At 44.3% G+C, this 19,556-nt stretch carries 23 protein-coding genes; 7 read left to right on the top strand and 16 right to left on the bottom strand.

The window, feature by feature from the left end; translation table 11 throughout:
- Nucleotides 1–301 precede the first annotated feature (301 nt).
- From VST71_00685 to VST71_00665, 5 genes are all read right to left on the bottom strand, one after another.
- The gene (locus tag VST71_00685; GenBank protein MEC4684237.1) at nt 302–652 is read right to left on the bottom strand and encodes a hypothetical protein; all 351 of its coding nucleotides are present in this window, start codon (nt 650–652) and stop codon (nt 302–304) included.
- A gap of 45 nt (nt 653–697) precedes the next feature.
- Nucleotides 698–1,243, bottom strand: coding sequence for a winged helix-turn-helix domain-containing protein (locus VST71_00680; protein ID MEC4684236.1), 546 nt, complete (start codon nt 1,241–1,243; stop codon nt 698–700).
- 752 nt (nt 1,244–1,995) lie between these two features.
- Nucleotides 1,996–2,649: a Fic family protein gene (locus tag VST71_00675; protein MEC4684235.1), complete on the bottom strand. Its 654-nt coding sequence runs from the start codon at nt 2,647–2,649 to the stop codon at nt 1,996–1,998.
- Nucleotides 2,650–2,770: 121 nt separating this feature from the next.
- Complete coding sequence (locus VST71_00670; protein MEC4684234.1) at nt 2,771–3,286, bottom strand: hypothetical protein; 516 nt, start codon at nt 3,284–3,286, stop codon at nt 2,771–2,773.
- 189 nt (nt 3,287–3,475) lie between these two features.
- Nucleotides 3,476–3,802 carry a hypothetical protein gene (locus tag VST71_00665; protein ID MEC4684233.1) on the bottom strand — a complete coding sequence of 109 codons (327 nt, stop codon included), beginning with the start codon at nt 3,800–3,802 and terminating at the stop codon, nt 3,476–3,478.
- 121 nt (nt 3,803–3,923) lie between these two features.
- On the opposite strand from VST71_00665, the gene VST71_00660 reads away from it, so the two are divergent.
- The 3 genes from VST71_00660 (at nt 3,924) to VST71_00650 (ending at nt 6,315) form a co-directional block, all read left to right on the top strand.
- On the top strand, nt 3,924–4,268 hold the full coding sequence (locus tag VST71_00660; protein MEC4684232.1) for a hypothetical protein: 345 nt from the start codon (nt 3,924–3,926) through the stop codon (nt 4,266–4,268).
- A gap of 81 nt (nt 4,269–4,349) precedes the next feature.
- Nucleotides 4,350–4,697 (top strand): IS66 family insertion sequence element accessory protein TnpB, encoded by a 348-nt coding sequence (gene tnpB, locus VST71_00655; protein ID MEC4684231.1) that lies wholly within the window; start codon nt 4,350–4,352, stop codon nt 4,695–4,697.
- 79 nt (nt 4,698–4,776) lie between these two features.
- A complete protein-coding gene (locus VST71_00650; GenBank protein MEC4684230.1) occupies nt 4,777–6,315 on the top strand; it encodes an IS66 family transposase in 1,539 nt (512 codons plus the stop codon).
- 11 nt (nt 6,316–6,326) lie between these two features.
- Here VST71_00650 and VST71_00645 read toward each other — a convergent pair whose 3' ends face one another.
- A complete protein-coding gene (locus VST71_00645; GenBank protein ID MEC4684229.1) occupies nt 6,327–6,548 on the bottom strand; it encodes a hypothetical protein in 222 nt (73 codons plus the stop codon).
- A 120-nt stretch (nt 6,549–6,668) separates the two neighbouring features.
- On the opposite strand from VST71_00645, the gene VST71_00640 reads away from it, so the two are divergent.
- On the top strand, nt 6,669–8,192 hold the full coding sequence (locus VST71_00640) for an IS1380 family transposase (GenBank protein MEC4684228.1): 1,524 nt from the start codon (nt 6,669–6,671) through the stop codon (nt 8,190–8,192).
- Between the two features lie 235 nt (nt 8,193–8,427).
- Here VST71_00640 and VST71_00635 read toward each other — a convergent pair whose 3' ends face one another.
- Nucleotides 8,428–8,565, bottom strand: coding sequence for a hypothetical protein (locus VST71_00635; protein ID MEC4684227.1), 138 nt, complete (start codon nt 8,563–8,565; stop codon nt 8,428–8,430).
- A gap of 115 nt (nt 8,566–8,680) precedes the next feature.
- Between VST71_00635 and VST71_00630 the strand changes: the two genes are divergently transcribed.
- From VST71_00630 to VST71_00620, 3 genes are all read left to right on the top strand, one after another.
- Nucleotides 8,681–9,559: an RES domain-containing protein gene (locus VST71_00630; GenBank protein ID MEC4684226.1), complete on the top strand. Its 879-nt coding sequence runs from the start codon at nt 8,681–8,683 to the stop codon at nt 9,557–9,559.
- Nucleotides 9,560–9,754: 195 nt separating this feature from the next.
- On the top strand, nt 9,755–9,952 hold the full coding sequence (locus VST71_00625; GenBank protein ID MEC4684225.1) for a type II toxin-antitoxin system HicB family antitoxin: 198 nt from the start codon (nt 9,755–9,757) through the stop codon (nt 9,950–9,952).
- A complete protein-coding gene (locus VST71_00620) occupies nt 9,949–10,122 on the top strand; it encodes a type II toxin-antitoxin system HicA family toxin (GenBank protein MEC4684224.1) in 174 nt (57 codons plus the stop codon). Before VST71_00625 ends, VST71_00620 begins: the two co-directional genes overlap by 4 nt.
- A 160-nt stretch (nt 10,123–10,282) precedes the next feature.
- Here the strand turns inward: VST71_00620 and cls are convergent, their stop codons facing one another.
- The 9 genes from cls to VST71_00575 all read right to left on the bottom strand — a co-directional run bounded on the left by cls (nt 10,283) and on the right by VST71_00575 (nt 19,523).
- Entirely contained in the window at nt 10,283–11,737 is a 1,455-nt protein-coding gene (cls, locus tag VST71_00615; protein MEC4684223.1) for a cardiolipin synthase, read from the bottom strand.
- A gap of 40 nt (nt 11,738–11,777) precedes the next feature.
- Nucleotides 11,778–12,446, bottom strand: coding sequence for a TrkA family potassium uptake protein (locus tag VST71_00610; protein MEC4684222.1), 669 nt, complete (start codon nt 12,444–12,446; stop codon nt 11,778–11,780).
- Nucleotides 12,443–13,792 (bottom strand): TrkH family potassium uptake protein, encoded by a 1,350-nt coding sequence (locus VST71_00605; protein ID MEC4684221.1) that lies wholly within the window; start codon nt 13,790–13,792, stop codon nt 12,443–12,445. The genes VST71_00610 and VST71_00605 overlap by 4 nt, the downstream gene beginning before the upstream one ends.
- A gap of 50 nt (nt 13,793–13,842) precedes the next feature.
- Nucleotides 13,843–14,721, bottom strand: coding sequence for a universal stress protein (locus tag VST71_00600; protein MEC4684220.1), 879 nt, complete (start codon nt 14,719–14,721; stop codon nt 13,843–13,845).
- 153 nt (nt 14,722–14,874) lie between these two features.
- Nucleotides 14,875–15,660 (bottom strand): sulfite exporter TauE/SafE family protein, encoded by a 786-nt coding sequence (locus tag VST71_00595; protein MEC4684219.1) that lies wholly within the window; start codon nt 15,658–15,660, stop codon nt 14,875–14,877.
- 16 nt (nt 15,661–15,676) lie between these two features.
- A complete protein-coding gene (locus VST71_00590) occupies nt 15,677–15,874 on the bottom strand; it encodes a hypothetical protein (protein MEC4684218.1) in 198 nt (65 codons plus the stop codon).
- 23 nt (nt 15,875–15,897) lie between these two features.
- A complete protein-coding gene (locus VST71_00585; GenBank protein ID MEC4684217.1) occupies nt 15,898–16,380 on the bottom strand; it encodes a hypothetical protein in 483 nt (160 codons plus the stop codon).
- Between the two features lie 245 nt (nt 16,381–16,625).
- Nucleotides 16,626–17,963: a sigma-54 dependent transcriptional regulator gene (locus VST71_00580; protein ID MEC4684216.1), complete on the bottom strand. Its 1,338-nt coding sequence runs from the start codon at nt 17,961–17,963 to the stop codon at nt 16,626–16,628.
- The gene (locus VST71_00575; protein MEC4684215.1) at nt 17,964–19,523 is read right to left on the bottom strand and encodes an ATP-binding protein; all 1,560 of its coding nucleotides are present in this window, start codon (nt 19,521–19,523) and stop codon (nt 17,964–17,966) included.
- Nucleotides 19,524–19,556: the final 33 nt, after the last annotated feature.

Genomic DNA, 19,556 nt, shown 5'->3' with positions numbered 1-19,556 from the left:
ATGTACAATTTGATATCTATAATTGGATAATCACAAGCACTGATTTTTTTAACCGCAGAAAACGCAGGGCCAGCTGAGAATTTGTTAATCATCAATCGAAAAAGTCCGTGGCAGACCTGTAACTTCCAATACTTGAAAAGAAATATTTTGCACCTTTCTGCCCTTGTGTTTTATAATATTTTCACTGCATGTTTCAAGGGGAGATTCCTTTAGCATGACATCTCTTATTCGAAGGCGATAAAGCACGAGAAAAAAAGGGAGGCTGGAGAGCAATTTACAGCACTCCAGCCATAGAACGTTTCTACTTGAGTGCAGCGGCTGCCTTCTTTATAACCTTCTTCCTGGCGGTAGCTGCCTTTTTTGTAACCGTTTTCTTGGCAGTAGCTGCCTTTTTTGCAACCGTCTTCTTGGCAGTAGTTGCCTTCTTTGCAACCGTCTTCTTGGCAGTGGCCGCCTTCTTTGTAACCGTCTTCTTGGCAGTAGTTGCCTTCTTTGCAACCGTCTTCTTGGCAGTAGTTGCCTTCTTTGCAACCGTCTTCTTGGCAACGGTCGCCTTCTTTGCAACCGTCTTCTTGGCAGTGGCCGCCTTCTTTGTGACTGTCTTCTTGGCAGTAGCTGCCTTCTTTTTGACCGTCTTCTTTACAGTTGCCATCGTCCTTTTCACCCCCTTTCTTCCCCGAATACGGGGTTTATAAAATCAGATCCTTCCGAAGAGAATCATCTTTTTCCCTTTTGTTATCTTTTTCATCTCCCCAGTCATCTGCTTCTTCATCTTTCTGAAGTCTGCCTCTGAAACCTGTCTGATGTTAATCGTCACTTTAAACTCTTTTTCAATGTTCTCAAATGACTCCTTTAAAGAAGCTCCACCACCTATAACAAAAAGATCGATAGAATCAGTTGCAAGTCCCTCGGCATAGGGACCGGTAATAAAGGCAGCCTTGACCCCGGAAGCCCGCAATACAGACTTCAGGGCACCTGGCAGGCCAAGTGATTTTGTTATCAGATTTCTGAGTTCGGGGAAAAAGGGGGAATTTGTGTTTGCCTGAAAATATCTCAGATTGGCAACCCTCTCACTGACGAGTATGCCCATCTTCTCAAGGTTATCAAGTTCTCTCTTGACTCCGGATGGATTTTTCCGCAGGATATTTGCAATCTCCCGAACATAGAACTTCTCGTTCGGGTTATTCAAAAGCAACGCCAGGATATCGGCCCTTACAGTTGAGGAGAATAGTCTCTGCAACATAGCTTAATAATATACGATAATTCTATTTTTGTCAACAAAAAAATACAATCCATGAATCTCCAGAATCCCTTGATACTCATGGCAATATTTAATTATATTGTCGCAGAGGCCTTGTTTCTGTCGAATACAGCCTGTTCACAAATAGTCACGGTCTGTTTTGAGCTTGAATCCGGACAAAATGCGGATACGTAAAATATATGCAGGACAATACTGATTCACCAGAAGAACGAGCTGACAGGGCATACATCTACATAAAACTTACTGCAATAGCAAACGTTTATACAGAGTCAGATAATCAACCGGTTTCTTAAAACATCCTGTTAATCCTGTCTGAAAAAAATTGAGTTTTTTTCTTTGCAAGATGTGTTCAGACCAACCCAGCCCTCAGCTCCCGTTACCCAAAACAGCCTTGAGCTGAAATGGGTAACGGGTTAGATAAATCTTTTTCAGTTGTGTTCACAATCATCAAAAAATAGCCTGTCCCCATACTTTTTCAAGGGCATCTTCTGTTAATGCCTGTTTGCTCAACTGATATTGCCCTTCATTCGCATGGTACTATGGTATAATATTATGGTATAATAAAATTATGAAGCGAAAGTCCTTATTAGAAACCAACCCCCTATTTAAAGACCCTGAGAAGGCCGAAAGGTTCATATACACGTCTGTCACCTCTTCTTCAGCCATAGAAGGGGTGCATATAAAGCCTTCTAAGGACTGGGCTGTAGCCCACATAGGAGAAGGTATGAATGCCGTCATTGTTGAGCCTCCTTCAAAGTCCTTGAAACCACGCGGTCGAAAATCTCAATCATAGGTCGATAGTTCCTGTTCATTCCCTCCTGCACCGCCCTGAAGTATGCTTTGCGCTGCTTGCCTTTGCTGATACCTGTGTAATCAAGGGGATAATAATTCGCCTGCATAGCCATCAGGTCTGCAAGCAGACGGGCCGCCCTGCCATTGCCTTCTCTGAATGGATGGATTAGCACAAGCTCTACATGCACCGTGGCAATGGCTCTCGCCACTTCCTCAAGGGTCTTGAAATTGCATGGCGTGAACTCTTTGAGGACTCCCCGCTCGAAGTCTTTCATGAGCTTTGGAATCTGTGCAGCGCCGGCAAACAGGAATTCCCCCTTGCTGATATTGACCTGCCGGTACTTGCCAGCCCATTCGTATATATCACCAAGCCATACCCCATGGATGCTGCATACGTCGTTGGCCGTGAATCTGTGTTCCGGACCAAACATCCCAGCGAGTTTTTTCAGGGCGTGTGCCAGTGCATCGATTTCGGCCCTGTCCATCTCCCGCCTGAGTTTGATGCCAAGCTTGTTTCTGAGGACACGGCAACGCGACCCAGGCTCGTAGTGGGCCTCGACAAGGCCGGAGGTATCGTATTTTGGGAATTGTCTCATTACTTAATTCAGCGCATCCGCTTCAGTTTGTGTGAAACTTATGTCCACCATGGAAGCATCCTCTATTGTTATTTTCTCTAATCATTAACTATTTCGCTTACATTGAATTCCTTTTTCCAAATCAGGCCATTGCCAACGAGTGTAAGGCTAATTTTTGTATTATTATTGCTGGCCGGGTTAGGACCATATCCTTTATTTTTTCCAAACCACCATCCGCTAAACACCTCTTTACTGCCTCTATTCTCAGGCTCAAAAATAATCGGCACGTAATACTCTCGTTTAAAAAAATCGGCTGATAATATATTTGTGGCACACGTTCGGGAACAAATTCATCTATCTTGTCATCTTTAAGAGGATTTGATGTCTCATCCCATTTGGCGAAAACCTTATTGCCACACCATTCGATCTCTAAACTGCACAAGCCTGGAGCTTCTTTCCCTTTAATCTTAAACCCAAAATTATGCAAAGTACCGAAGTTAACCTTCTCTTTTCTAAAACCAAGTTCTTTGACCTTTGGACGCCAGAGCCATTTAACGAGATAAACCAAGGCTAATCCAACGATGCCGCCGGCAATGGTGCTCGCCAGATCGAGTGGGAAAACAAAACGGAAAAAGCTGGAGAAATTCAAGTCAGCCATTACATGATATCCTCCAGAATCTTCTCCGCATCCTTGACACATAGTTCGCTGAAGATGCGCAAAAATGCTTTATTTATCAAAGAGTATCGCCAACTCATATAGTGCTCTCTGTATGTTTTTTGGTGAAAAAAGGTTTTTCTTCAGCTATGTACTTGAGAAAAACTTTCTTCTTGATATGAAAGCAGTCAGCTAAAATGTATTTTCCTGAATTGAGTATCCTATAGCCTTGTAGCCTTTAAGTCTTCTTTTATACATACGAAGAAGTACGGGAACCTGACTATCGATATAATCGTAAATCCGGACTATCTTCTTATTGGTATGGAGACGATGGAGACGGCCTGCATACTGCTGGATTGTTCCCCGCCATGAAACAGGCATTGTTAAAAAAAGAGTGTCCAGCCAGGCATAGTCAAATCCCTCACCTATATAACGTCCGGTGGATACAATCAGTCGTTCTTCTCCTTCAGGAATATCCATAAGCTGCTCAGTCAGGTTTTTCAACTTCCTTTTTCCCAAACCTCCCCTCAGAACTATAACATTTCTTGCTAACCCTTTAAGTTTGGAAGCAATCGCTTCCAGGTGCTCAATGCGATCTGTAAGAACAAGGGGAACCCGCCCTTCAGCCAGGACTTTGATTATGTCTTTGATTATCAGTAAGCGTCAAATAAAGCCCATCTTCCCAGGAAGAGGTAAGAGATGCCATGATAAGCCAATCAAAAATAAGGAGGCGAGTCGTGGCAAAGAAAGGGTCAAGAGAGGGAGAGAAAGAGGAATACTGGAAGGGGCATATACGGGAGTGGAGCAGAGGGGGAATGAGTCAGGCAGAGTATTGCCGACGGCAGAAACTGAGCCCGAAATCATTTACATACTGGAAGAGGAAGTTGAGGGAGAAAACATCAGTTTCATTTGTACCGATACAGATAAAGCCAGCGCTCCAAATCCCTGCAGAAAGCCAAACAGGAGTAGTGCTGTGCAAAGATGAATACCGAATAGAAATCAAGGAAGGGTTTAAGCGGGAGGTGTTAGGGGAAGTGCTGCGGACACTGAGGGAAGTGCAATGCTGATGCATGGGGATAAGCTGAGAGTGTATATAGCGATAGGGAATACGGATATGCGGAAGGCAATAAACGGATTGTCGATCCTGGTGGAAAGCCAGATGGAGTTAAATCCGTTATCAGGGCATATGTTCGTCTTTTCAAATAAGAGGCGCAACATGATAAAGATACTGTACTGGGATCAGAACGGATTCTGTCTGTGGCAGAAGCGGTTGGAGAAGGACAGGTTTATCTGGCCGGAGTCAAGGCAAGATGTAATGGAAGTGGAGCAGAGGGAACTTATGTGGCTGTTGGAGGGACTGGATGTCAGTAATATGAAGGGGCATGGCAGGCTGAGTTACAGGGGAGTAATCTGAGGGCAAATATTTACAAAACTGATTCAGGTATATGCATTTAAAATGCATATAAAACAGGCAGTTATGGTATAATTACAGCATGAATTCAGACGTAGCCAACCTACCTGATAACCCCGAAGTATTAAAGGAAATAATTGTAAATTTCAACACGGAGGTAAGCCTGCTTCAAGAGCAGGTGCGTCTGTTAAAGGACCTGCTGTATGGTCGCAAGACGGAGAAGAGGGAAGAGGCTAACGGAGAGCAGGGTTCATTATTTGACGAGGCCGAGGAAGTAGAGGAAGAGGTAAGAGAGAAAGAGATAAGCATTCCTGCGCATACGCGTAAGACCGGTCGCAAACCACTACCAAAGGAACTGCCGCGGGAAGAGATAATCCATGATCTCAGAGAAGAGGAGAAACAATGTGGTTGCGGCAGTCGGCTGAGCCGGATAGGTGAGGAGGTATCGGAGAAGCTGGATATAGTGCCGGCGAAGGTCAAGGTAATACGTCATATACGTTACAAATATGCATGCCGTAGCTGTGAAGGATTGGAAAGTGAAGAAGGAGCAGTGAAGACGGCGAAACTGCCGGCGCAGATAATCCCGCAGGGTATAGTGACTCCTGGGCTTCTGTCACATATCCTGATATCGAAATTTGCAGATGCAATGCCTTTTTACCGTCAGGAGAAGAAGTTCAGGCGGATAGGGGTTGAAATATCGAGAGCAACGATGTCCAATTGGGCAATACAGGTCGGCAAACGATGCAAGCCGTTGATATCGTTACTGAGAGAAGAGATAATAAAGGGACCTGTGGTAAACATAGATGAAACGACGGTACAGGTTATGAAGGAGCCGGGGCGGGCAAATAAGAGCAAATCATACATGTGGGTGTTTTTAGGTGGAGTACGAGGCAGACCTGGAGTGATATATCAATATCATCCGGGAAGATACGGAGATGTGGCTAAAGAATTTCTGGCCGACTATCGTGGATATGCACAAACGGATGGATATTCCGGCTATAATTTCTTTGATGAAAACCCTGAAATAGAGCATGTAGGATGCTGGGCACATGCCCGGAGAAAGTTCGTGGATGTAACGCGAGCCATGAAGAAGGGTAAGACGGGCAGTGCTAATGTAGCGCTGAGTTATATAGGGAAGCTTTATCAGATAGAGGCGGAGGCGGCAGATGCTGATATGGGTGCGGAGGAGGTTTATGAGCTTCGGCAGAAGAAGGCAATGCCTGTACTTGAAGAGTTTAAGCAATGGCTGGACAAGCGTATGCAATATACACCTCCCAGGGGGCTGCTTGGCAAGGCGATAGGGTATACGGTTAAACGGTGGGACAATCTGGTGCGTTATCTTGATGACGGCAGACTTCGTCCAGACAACAATATTGCGGAGAATGCCATCCGGCCGTTTGTGGTAGGCCGCAAGAACTGGCTATTCTCGGGTCATCCACGGGGTGCTGAGGCAAGTGCCGCTATCTACAGCCTGATCGAGACCGCCAAGGCCAACGGCCTGGAGCCTTATGCCTATTTGCGCTTCCTCTTTGAAGAACTGCCCGGTGCCAATACAGAGGAAGATTACAGGGCTCTTCTGCCCCAGTACGTTAATCGTGGCTCCATCGTCCTTCTTGGTTAATCACGTGGGGTTTATTTGACGCTTACACTCAAAATATCCTCTGTCTTTATGAAAGATACATCTGATTTATTTTTACATACATGAAAAGATTTGATGATTGGCAGCAGACCAATAGCAATAATACTTTCAATTTTCCAACTTTTTATCCATTTTAAAAGCCGATTGTATATTTCTTCTTTTTTGGATGAATTTGCTAATAAAATCCCAATAGCAGTTGCTGATCTTTCACGCACTAACCCTTAAAGAAGCGCGATAAAACAAAAAACAAACAGTAAGAGGTAGAAATGCCCCGAATCTATTGGTTAAAATAAGAAGCGTGGGAAGCGCAATAACCAAAGAAAGGGGCATTTCAAGTGAGCAAAATATCTAAAAACAAGTATAGCAAAATAATGAGGAAAAGTAAACGGAGAATAGAGGGACGATTGGGGAAGAGGCAGTGGAAGGAACAGGCGGAGCCGATAATGAAGGGCAGCAACATACATTACGAGATGAGCGAGAAGACGCAGGCGATCAGTTGCGGGGGAATAGGAGTGTTCCACCAGATGGTAAAAAGGATAGGATTAGAGAAAGAGATTAATGCAAATCTAAAATTACTAAAGGTACATATACCCTATCATGAATCTGATCATGTATTGAACATAGCGTATAACATATTGGTCGGGGGTATGCGTCTGGAGGATATAGAGTTGAGACGGAAAGACGAAGTGTTTCTGAATGCATTGGGAACGCAGCGCATACCTGACCCGACGACAGCGGGAGATTTCACACGTCGATTTGACAGGGAAGACATAGGGATACTGATGGAAAGTATAAACAGGACGCGGCAGCGAGTGTGGGCAGAGGGTGGAAAAGGAAGACTGGAGGAGGGGCTGATAGATATAGATGGGACGATAGCCGGGACGCTGGGGGAGTGCAAGAAGGGAATGGACATATCGTACAAGGGGATATGGGGATATGCGCCCCTGATTGTTTCGTTAGCCAACACAAAAGAGGTGTTGTACATAGTAAACCGGTCGGGGAATGCAGCAAGTCACCAGGGAGCGACGGAGTGGATTGATCGTGCAATAGATTTAGTGAAGCCCTATGCGAAGAAGATCTGTTTACGTGGAGACACTGATTTTTCATTGACGAGCAATTTTGACCGGTGGGCAGAGAGAGTAGATTTTGTATTCGGAATGGATGCACGCAAAGGATTGGTAAAACGAGCAGAAGAGGTTTCTGAGGAGGATTGGACGGCATTGAAGCGGAAACCTAAATACGAGGTACAGACACAGGAGCGTTTGAAGCCGGAGAATGTCAAAGAGGAGATAGTGAGGAAGCGTGAATTCAAGAACATAAAGTTGAAGGGTGAAGAGGTATCGGAATTTGAGTATAGGCCGGGCAAATGCAGGCAGACATACCGGATGGTGGTAATAAGAAAGAACCTGAGTGTTGAAAAAGGAGAGGAAGTACTATTTGACGATATCAGGTATTTTTTCTATATCACAACGCGCAGAGATTTGACGGCAGCAGAGGTGGTGAGATTAGCAAATGGACGCTGCGATCAGGAGAATGTAGTGGAGCAGTTAAAAAACGGAGTAAATGCTATGAGAGTGCCGGTGCGGGATCTGGAAAGCAACTGGGCGTATATGGTGATGGCTGCATTGGCGTGGAATCTGAAGTCATGGTTTGGATTATTGATGCCCGATAAAGTTCGTGGGACTGAAGTAATAAAGATGGAGTTCCGCCGGTTTCTATATACGCTGATTTTGCTGCCTGCTCAGATAATCAGGACAGGACGAAAGATAGTATATCGAATACTTGGGTATAATGCATGGCTGAAAGATTTCTTTGCAACATGGGAGCGAATACGACGATTAAAATTAGCGATTACTTAAAGAAGATACGATTTAAGCAGAAAGTTAAAACAAGAAAAGATGAAAGCGGAAAAGGTGCGCCGGAATCATGGAAGTTTTACCGGTAAGAATGTGTTTTAGGTTTTATGATGGGACTGATCGAGGCATTCATACTATTAAATCAGCGCTTCGAGAGATTAACAGGCAAAAATGTAATTCGTCAATGGATAAGATGGGGCTCTATGCAACTCATAGAAAAACCTCGCTTGTTTTAGGCCTAGTATGTAAATGATTTCGGGCTCAGTTTCTGCCGTCGGCAATACTCTGCCTGACTCATTCCCCCTCTGCTCCACTCCCGTATATGCCCCTTCCAGTATTCCTCTTTCTCTCCCTCTCTTGACCCTTTCTTTGCCATGACTCGCCTCCTTATTTTTGATTGGCTTATCATGGCATCTCTTACCTCTTCCTGGGAAGATGGGCTTTATTTGACGCTTACCATTAAACAGGGAAACTGGAAATTCGTATATTAAATGTTGGCCTTTGGAAAAATGACTTATAATTCTAAAAAATGGACTTTGCCTTCTCCACATACCGTAATGGAATGTATTGAAAAATGGAGAAAACATGACTTAAGAAAAATGTCAGATTCGGAAATTGATACTGAATTATCCAATTTCTTAGATTCGTTAGAAGTTTATCCAGTATCAACAACGGAAACTCAACCTTTCAAGTTTTGGAGAATCAGAAAATTTGAATATCTTTTCAAAGACGTATCTGAATGTTGGGAGCCCCCATCCTCAAAAACCCCCTTGGGTAGATGTAATAGTAAGTGTAGTCCGGTATTATATGTATCAGATAATTTAGAAACGCCATTTGAGGAATTAAATATTCAAGTTGGTGAACCAGTTTACACAATCAAGTATAGGGTTACAGACCCACTTAATTTAAAAAGAATTGTTCCGAAGGAATTGATTACAACAGATGAGAATCATAAGCCTATCTATGATGATCAAAGCATGTTGTCGTATCAAATTCTTCGTGAGTTTGTACGGTCAGAATTTTTAAAACCTGTTGGCAAAGGGACAGAGTACCTTCATAAAATATCTTCTTCAATGTGCAGAGTTTGGTTTCATAGCGATGAATCAGATGGTTGGTTATATCCATCGGTGCAGTCAAATAAAAATAATATTGCCTTAAAGCCTGAGTCCGCAAGGAAAAAAATTGAAATAAAAGACATCCGAATTGTTCGTCTGGTTCAAAAAGAGCATGTATCAAATCATATCCATAAATTTAGAGCCCATCCCTTCTATAATTTGGTATCAATGGCAATAGAAACTGACTTTAAAGGTAAAGTCGAAAAGGATGTAATAACATGGTCTCCATCAACAGAGATCGGAGGAATATTTTAGGCCAACAATGCATTGCAAGGGACTGGCTACCAGTGCGGTTTTTCGAAGTTCAGTCTTTCAAATTAACTTTTTGGTTTATCGAAGTTGGTTGCCGTAAACCCGCCAGCCCCTGAATGCGGTCGTTATGTCAAAAATATATTGCAACTATCAGTACTTATGTTATTATAAATAAAGAAATGTTATCTGAGGTGAAAAATGAAAACCAAATTAAAAATGGTTTATTGGAAAGGTGAAAAGTTTTGGGTGGGAAAGCTTCTCGAACATCCTGAAATAATGACGCAAGGCGAGACACTGGAAGAACTTGAGGAAAACATGAAGGATGCATACATACTTATGACCTTGGAGGATGTCCCTGAAAAACACAAGGTAAAAGAACTTACCCTTGCTGTTTGAAAAGAAAAGACCTCATCAAGGAAATTACTTCTGCAGGATGTGTACTTCACAGACACGGGAGTCGTCATGATCTTTACAAAAATCCTAAAACAGGAAAAAAGCAACCTGTTCCTAGACATAACGAAATAGACGAGCGTCTCGCAAAACATATAATAAAAGAACTGACATAACCAGTCATTTATGCTGACCACGAACAGCGGTCCCTTTTTGAGCGATGGCACTGCTACCAAAGTTTTAAGTTTTAGCGGTATTTAGAATTAGTCGCTTCTCAGGTCGTGGCAGGTGAATTCCACGTTGTTTGCGACCCGAGATCGCATAATTGATATTGTTTCACAGATACGGTGAGAATAGCCGTGCAATACCGTCGCGTAATTTAATCGGAAGCCTCCGGTTCCTTATCTCTTGCAGCGTTACCTGGTGAGCATTCTTCAGCTTTGTATCTACGAGTGAATTCATCTCCGCTACCAACCCCTGATCATAACACTCTACATTGAACTCAAAATTCAGCAGAAAGCTTCTGGTGTCTATGTTTGCAGAGCCAAACAGGCCCCAGACGTCATCCACGAGCATCAGCTTTGTGTGATCAAACAGGGGTGTGGTCAGCCAGACACGGCAGCCGTGCTCCAGGCACTCCAGAAGCAGATCAGTGGATGCCCACTTGACTATCCTCAGGTTGTTTTTCTGCGGGAGGATAATATCCACATCCACCCCGCGCATTGCAGCAAGGTTCAGCGATGTTGTAAGGGTGGAATCAGGAATAAAGTATGGGGTCACGATCCGCACGGATTTTCTTGCGCAGGTAAGCGCACCATGAACGGTCCAGAGCAGTTTTTCATAATCCTCATCAGGTCCATCCGGAATCCCGCGTGCTACTACAGAGCCCTTTGGTTCAATACATGGAAACCAATCTTCTCCCTCCAGGGTCTCCCCTGTACAGAAGGCCCAGTCCTTGGCAAAGATCTCCTGCAGATGTGCAACAACAGGTCCCTCCACATGAAAGTGAAGGTCCTGTACAGGATACCCGGGGTTCGCCTTCAGCATATGCCCCACCCGTATATTCATGCCCCCAGTAAATCCTGTTTTCCCATCTACCACAAGTATCTTGCGGTGGTTCCTGAGATTGATATACGGCATTCGCCAGGGGAGAGAGGTTGGGAGAAAGCGTGCAACAGTAATGCCTGCACGTTGCAGTATACGTGTCATCGGGGGCCATGAATAACGTGCTCCAACGTCGTCGACAAGCACCCGCACATCCACACCACGGTTGACAGCACGGGTAAGGGCGTCGAGAAATAACCTGCCTGCCTTGTCGTTGTCAAAGATGTATGTAGAAAGGGTAACGGAAGACTCTGCCCCTTCGATGGCACTGAGCATTACAGGATATGCGGTGTCGCCATTGACAAGAGGGGTAATCCTGTTACCCTGCAGGAGGGGTTTTTGCACGATTCCTTCCACCAGCCGGGACAGGGAAAGGAACTGCCCGTGCTGTTGGAGCGCCTGATCAGCGTCAATCCTGCATTGATATTTACTCGAGCACTGAGAGTGGCACGGCAGATGGCTCTGATCACTACGTAAGGCCCTGGCACGCCGCCTGATGCGGTTAATCCCCAGGAGGAGATAGAGCAGGGCACCGACTACAGGAACCAGCCAGATCACCCCCACCCATGCTACTGCCGAACGTGCATCCCGCTTGTGCAAGACGGCATGACCCGAAGCCACAACCGTGACAAGCAGGGTAAGCCCTCCGGCAATATGAGGCCAGATTTCATTTAAGAGAGTCAGCATTGGTAGATTAAAGCTTCTTTACCTGGTCATACGCTCTGTTTTACTTCAGCCTTTCTATCTCTCTGTCTGCACCAAGGACGACCAGGACATCGTCTTTTTTAATTACATCTGTTGGCAAGGGATTGATGTTCCAGGTCTCTTTCTCCGTCTCGTTAATAGTGTATCTTTTTTTTATTGCGATTATGTTTATGCCGTATTCTGCCCTGAGGTTGGTATCTTTTATACTCTTGCCCCACAGGGACTTCGGTGCCGGCAGTTCAACAATGCTGTATTCAGGCGAGAGTTCTATATGCTCGAGGAATTGGGGTTTTATCAAACTGCGGGCAACCCTCTGTGCCATATCCCTTTCAGGGTGTACCACCCTGTCAACGCCGAGGTTGGCAAGGACTCTTCCGTGAAGATCATTTACGGCCTTTGCTATTATCTCCTTTATGCCCATCTCCTTGAGTATCATAACCGCAAGGATACTCGCCTCAACGTTTTCCCCTATACTCACAATAACCACATCCACATTCTGCACCCCTGCCTCCTTCAATGCATCCTCATCTATTGCATTCATCTGGATGGCAAGGGTTACATGGTCTGCGATTGCCTTTATCTTGTTCTCATTTCTGTCTATTACTATTACGTCACAGTTGCTTTCAGCGAGTGTCAGTGCCACTGCTGAGCCAAACCTTCCAAGTCCGATTACCGCAAATTGTTTTTTCATCCTATCATGATCCTCCCTTCCGGATAACGGATCCGTTCCTCTTTCTGTCCGAGCAGGGCCATAAAGAGTGTTAAGGGACCAAGTCTTCCGGCAAGCATTGTAAATATTATTATAATCTTTGAGGGATCAGAAAATGTTGCACAAAAACTCCTTGACCCTCCGTCACCGGTTGACAGCCCCACTGTTCCAAAGGCCGAGACCACCTCAAACATTGTCTGCTGAAACCCTGTGTGCTCTATGTCGATGATTACCAGTGTTATGATATTTATAAAGATAACCGCAAGGGCAAGGACAACAAAGGATCGCGATATCAGTGCCTCCGGTACCCGTCTCTTAAACATGACCGTGTCCTTTCTCCCCTTTATTGTACACCATAAATTCATAATCACAACAGTAAATGTCGTGGTTTTTATGCCTCCGCCTGTGCTTCCCGGTGAGGCCCCTATGAGCATCAGAATAATGGTCAGAAAGATGGTTGCAGGCTGGAGAATGGAGTAATCGATTGTATTGAATCCCGCAGTTCTTGCAGTAACCGAGGCAAATAGGGAGGTGAGGACGGTTTCAGGGCTGCTCAGACCTGAGAGTGCAAAAAAGTATTTTCTCTCATTAAAATAAAAGAGAAAGGCGCCAACAATAATCAGGAAGGATGTTGACGTGAGGACAATGAGCGTGTGAAGCATCAGCTTTTTCTGTCTCTTCTTCACCCAGCCGTAAATATCATCAACGACCAGAAACCCTATTCCACCGAGGACGATGAGGCTCATAATGGTAATATTTATGGTGGCGTCATCCCTGAAGCGTATCAGGCTGTCCTGAAAAAGGCTGAATCCAGCATTATTAAAGGCAGAGACAGAATGGAATATACCCTGAAAGACGGCATCCTTTAAGGGAAATTCCTTCAGAAACTTCAGGGATAAGATTACGGCCCCGATGCCTTCTGCCAAAAAGACAAAGACGAGCATCCCCTTCATGAACCTGATTATACCTTCAAGGGTTGCTATATTCAGGGATTCCTTTATTAAAATTCTCTCGGAGAGACCGATCTTCCTGCCTATCAGCAGGGCCAGAAATGTTGCCATGGACATGTAGCCCAGCCCCCCAATCTGGATTAACAGGAGGATAACACCCTTGCCGAATGATGTGAAGTCAACCAGCGTATCTTTTACTATCAGTCCTGTGACACAGACAGCAGATGTGGAGGTGAAAAGGGCATCAATTAGAGTAATCCCGTTTGTCGTTGAATAGGGAAGCATGAGGAGTGCGGTTCCCAGCAGTATCATGCCGGTAAAACCGAAGACAAGGAGTTGATGTGGTGATAGCTTTCTGGTTGTATATTTATTTTTCACCGTGAGATATTATACCAGCTTGTCACACTCTTTTAGTCTTGTCTTTCTCTCTAATCGTTTTTGAAGATAAAGGGTTTTTTGATTACAAGGATCGGATGGTTAACCTTGTTGATTATGCTTCCGACAACACTTCCCATAAAGAGTCTGGTTAACCCTGTTCTGCTCTCGCTGCCCATAATGGTTACATCAGGGCGTATGGTCCTGTTGAGGTCAATCAGAATATTGGAAATTATGCCTTCCCTTACTATGCCTTCTGCATGTATTCCCCTCTTCCGGGCCCGATTCTCAATCTCTTTTACCATCTCTTTCCTTTCGTCAGCCATTTTATCGAGGAGTGCGGGTGCATGTATCTGCACTTCCTCATTGGAAGTAACCACTGATACAATAAATAGCCTGCCCTTAAACCTTTCGCAAATCTCAATTGCCATCTCGGTAGCACTCTCCGCCTTCTCCGAACAGTCGGTTGCGAGTAGAACCCTCTCCCACTTTAACTGGTGAGCCTCTGTGGGGAGCACAATACAGTTGTTCTTGCTGTATCCGATAACTTCTGATGCAATGCTTCCGAGGGGTCCTTTGAGGGTAGAGGTTAATATCAGGAAATCAGCTTCAGATTTATCTATAGCCCGGGTAATCTCCTCCCGGGTATTGCCCACTATAACCTCTATGCTTATCAAGTCGTTAAGACTGTATCTTTCGGATAGGGTTTTAATCTGTTCCCTGGCCTCCTTAATTAAGTCATCCTTGATCATTCTGGCGATTGGGCCAATAGCATCAACTGCCATGGTGGTGTTCCTGATAACCTTTTCATCTATAACCCGTATAACCTTTATGGATGCATTTATCAGGTCTGCCCACTGGATCGCAAAAGTCAACAGGTTTTCTGTATTTTTTGAGTTATCAAGGATCAGTATTTTTGAACGCTTTTTCATTGTTAAATTATAACCTAATTTGAGAGATTCCGCTGTTGAAGTCCTGAAAAAGTTGGGATAAATCCTAAGAGCTAAAAATAAAAAGTAAGAAACACACAGGGGTATTTACCTCTGTGTGTTTCTCTTAATGGGGTGGAGTGGGGTAAGTATGCCTTATACCACTATAATCTTATACCATATTTCAACACTCGTTAAAATTATCAGGATAGTAAGGGAATATCTCAGAATCAGTGCCGGTGTTTTCTTGCTTACAAGACTGCCTAACTGGGCTGATGGGACCGAGCTGATAATGAGGGCCAACGCAAGTAGCCAGTCTACCTGTCCTGTCACCATTTTACCAACAGCACCGATAACAGCACCGATAAGTACTACTCCCAGGCTGGTACCTATAGTAACTCTTATCGGGATTCTAAGAACGTAAATCATTACCGGAATCAATATAAACCCGCCGCCTGCACCAACCATCCCTGCCAGGCTTCCGATTACTACTCCAAGTACAGCGGCAAGTGGTTTGTTAAACTGAATGTCATCAGGATTGGAAATGTTTTCAGAATCCTGTGACTTTGGTGGTATGAACATCATCAAGGCTGCAATCACCGCTATAAAGCCAAACACAATCATCAACACCTGGTTGCTCATATACTTTGAGATTATGGAGCCAAACCCCGAACCAATTGCCATTGCTATTCCAAGTGTATATATCAGTTTCATGCTGACAAACTTGTTTTTTCTGTGTCGGGCAACACCGGATAAAGATGCAAATACCACCTGAATCATGGATAGTCCGGCAACTGCTTTCATCGAAAGTGCACCTACCCCCAGTATCTTCGGAACAGTTAACATGAGAGGGATCATGATAATTGCCCCTCCAAGTCCCAGCAGACCTGAAAGGAAACCGCCTACAACCCCAAGGGTTAACAATACATTGAACATGCCCATTTTTCACTGCCTCCTTTTACTTGCTCTCAGCGTGCTTTAAGATATTCAATCCCTGGCTTTCCTCACTGTCAAAGACCATGTTGCCATTGGACCTTTCTTCACTCACAGAACTCTTCAGAATCTCTCTTGCAGTCTCAAATTCACCGGCCTCTGCAAATGCTACAGCCGCCATCTCACCTTCGAACTTCCTTAACATTTTTCTTAAGATTTTCATTTTTTGTTCCTCCTTTTTGTTACCTATTGGGCACTTGCCGCTCTTGACATAGTCACAATAGGTCTTGTTATATACTTTCTTAATTTCTTCAGGCTGATAGCCTTGCCATTGTCCATTAGTGAAGGGCTGAGTATTACCATCTCGATACTTGCTTTATCCTGCAGGACACCCCTTATTGCAGAGACGAGGTCTCCTGTAGCGAGGCGGTAATCCACAAGCATTGCAGGGTCAGAGCATTCTTGTGCCAGCAAAGCGACCTTCTTGTTTGCATCGGCCTTGAGAAGGGTTTCCTCTTCGTTAAGAATCTGATCCGCAGTTTCAAACTCACCTGCCTCGGCAAGTGCAGCAGCTGCCATATCATCTTCAAATCTTTTCAGGATGTTTGTGTCGTGATACAACAGGATGTATATACCACCGTTCACTATCTTTGACAGCTCCATTGCATATGAAAACCCATCACTGAAGTTCTCATCTTCCTTTGTTACAAATAAAACCCTGCCTTTCATGTCTCTTCTCCTTTCATCCGATTTATTCAATTTCTACATAACATATAGTCAAATCTCATGCCAACAGGTAACCAGTTGATTTTTAAGAATATTTTCAGAGAGGGGTGTGGTATGCAGTGTTTCATATTTGGACAGTGCTGAACGGTTTCGGGACGGAGATGCTGATAGTTTTGGAGTTGAGGAGTTGAAACAGAGAGAAACTTCTTGATTCCTTTAAATCGTGAGGCTAAAAGAAGTTTTTGAGCTTACTCTTTTTCTCTAAGGATGCGCCAGAGGCTGGTTCTTGAAATTCCCAGCATTTTAGCTGCCCGTGTCTTGTTTCCTTCAAGGTGGTCGAGAATTTTTAAGGCATATTCCCTGTTAAGCTCGTCAATTGTCTTTAACCTGCCCGGGTCTATTGTTTCAATCTGGAACATCTGCATGGTAACCGGGAGGTTTTCAGGCTGGATAAGCGATGATTGTTCCAGAATCACTGCCCTTTCGATAATATTTTCCAGCTCCCTGACATTTCCAGGGTAGCTGTATGACTTCAGTATCTCGGTTGTCTCCCTGTTAAAACCCTTTATGTCTTTCCTGGCCTTTTTGGCGTGTTTTTCAAGGAAGTATTTGCTCAGGGGCAGAATATCCTCTTTCCTTTCGCGCAATGGGGGTATGTAGATATCCATTACATTGAGCCTGTAGAAGAGATCCTTTCTGAAAGTGCCTTTGGTGACAAGTCCGTTTATGTCCTGGTTTGTGGCAGCAATGAATCTGACATCCACCTTGATCGGTCTTGTGCCCCCCACCCTGAAAAACTCCCTGTCTTCAATGACTTTCAGGAGCTTTGCCTGCAGGGATGGCGCCATCTCGGCTATCTCGTCAAGGAAGACTGTTCCTGTATCTGCAATCTCCAGGAGTCCCTTTTTTGTGGTAACCGCCCCTGTGAATGCCCCCCGTTCATGGCCGAAAAGTTCACTGGCAAGGAGTTCCTCTGTAAAGATTGCACAGTTGATTGCAAGAAAAGGCCTGTTTGCCCTTGTCCCGGTATAATGAATAAGCTTTGCAACAAGTCCCTTGCCGACACCGCTTTCTCCCGTGATGATAACATTGCAATCAGACGCCGTTATGCTCTTGATAATATTAATAACCTCTTTCATCTTTTTGCTTTTTGCGATAAAGGTGGGGAGGTTTTTATCTATACCGAGTGAAATCTTCAGTGCTATATTTTCTTTTTCAAGGCTTTTTTTTTCACATATCTTTCTGACCCTTAATAGTAATTCATCCAGATTAAAGGGTTTTGTAATATAATCATAAGCCCCTTTTTTCATGGCCTCCACTGCTGAATCAATGCTCCCGAAACCCGTGATAACGATCACGTCCGTCTCCATTCCTTTCTCTTTAATCCCCTCGAGCAGGCTCAGGCCGTCGAGACCGGGCATCTTTATATCCGTAATAACAATATCAAAGTGCTCTTTCTCAATTGCCTGCCTTGCCTCAAGACCATTTTTTGCGCCGGAAACAGTATATCCCTCGTTCCTAAGGGCATACATCAGATGTTTCAGGGTTATCTCTTCGTCTTCTGCAATAAAGATTTTAATGCTCATTTATACCTCTTTCTTCCTCGGTAAGAAGATTCTGAATGTGGTCCCAGCGCCTACCGTGCTCTCCACGTTGACACTTCCGCCATGGTTTTTGATGATGTTATATACTATGGAGAGGCCGAGGCCGGTTCCCCTGTCCTTGGTTGTAAAGAAGGGGTCGAAAATCTTGTCTTTAACCTCAGGAGGAATCCCGTTACCTGTATCCGTCACCTCTATTTTAACCCCATCTTCTTCGGGAAAGACCTTCACATGAAGTTCTCCTTTGCCCTCCATCGCATCAGCTGCGTTTGTGAAGAGATTGACGAATACCCGTTCAATCTGGACCGGGTCTGCCTGGAGGAAGACTTCGGGCGGGGACTCAAATAAAAACTCTATATCCTTGAAAGCCGTTATTTTCTGTGCCTGCGCGTATGTCTTTTTTATAATATCAACGATATTTACTTTTTGAAAGTCCGGCTCTTTTGACCTTGCAAAATCCAGCAGGTTTCCTACTATTTTCTTTACCCTGAATGTCTGACTCAATATATCATCAACCGTCTCCTCTATAACACCTGTACAGTCCGCACCCATCTCCTTTGCCAATATCTGTGCCGAGATATGAATGTTATTCAGGGGATTATTTAGTTCGTGTGCCACTCCGGATGCAAGAGTGCCTATGGCTGCAAGCTTTTTGCTCTGAATCAACTCTTCTTCTTTCTTCCTGAGTTGTTCCTCCCGCGCCTGTAATGCCTCTGCCATATTGTTGTATGTCCTTATAAGTGTGCTGACCTCGTCGTGGCCTGCCGGAAAAGGCATGGGAGAAAAGAAACCGCCACCGCTTTTTTCAATCGTCAGCATCAGTTTCTGCAACCTGTTAACTATGCTCTGGCTGATATAAAAGAGCGATACAAACCCGATCAGGAAGGATACAGGCAAAAATACCAGAACAGCCACCTTGGTGACATCGATAATTTTTTGAACCCGTTCCCTGGCACCCCTGTCAAGTTCTTTTGATATTCCGGTAATTTTTTCACCGGTCTTTCTCAGGTCCTTAATCTCGTCTCCCAGTCTTTTAAGGAATGAAATGTAGCCGTCTTTTTTGGATATCCTGAAAAAACGCTTCAGGAGTTGTGCATTTTGCTGTGGGTGTTCCAGAAAAGTGGCTTTAATTATGGGAATCAGAAAAAGATATGAGGGCTCTTTTGGCTTTAAGCTGGCCAGCTCTTCATGGAAACCGGAAGCCATGGAGGTAATTCTTTCGAACCTCAGGCTGAATTTCTTCAGTTCAACATCCAGCCTGTCAAGGTTGTCACTGCGGGTGTAAGGCTTGGCATTCTTAATGAGTGCTTCAATTTCCCTGATATATCTGTGAATAGAGTCAATTTCTTTTTTGTTTCCATAAAGAAGGAAGTTTTTTTCATGCCTCCTTAACTGTAAGGTCTTGCCCCTGATGCTTTCTGCAAGTTCAAGATACTTGAACTCGTTTCTGGTCTCGCGAAAGTCTATATAAGCTGCTATGGCAAGTGTTGCAATGATTGAAAAACTGATGAAGAAACTGAGAATAATTTTCTTTTTTATCGACACGGACCTGTAAAGTTCCTTTTAATGTAGATATAA

This window comes from Nitrospirota bacterium (genome assembly GCA_035873375.1).
Taxonomy (GTDB): domain Bacteria; phylum Nitrospirota; class Thermodesulfovibrionia; order Thermodesulfovibrionales; family JdFR-85; genus BMS3Bbin07.
Note: the sequence above shows the minus strand (reverse complement) of the source record. Positions and strands in the feature narration are given on the sequence as shown.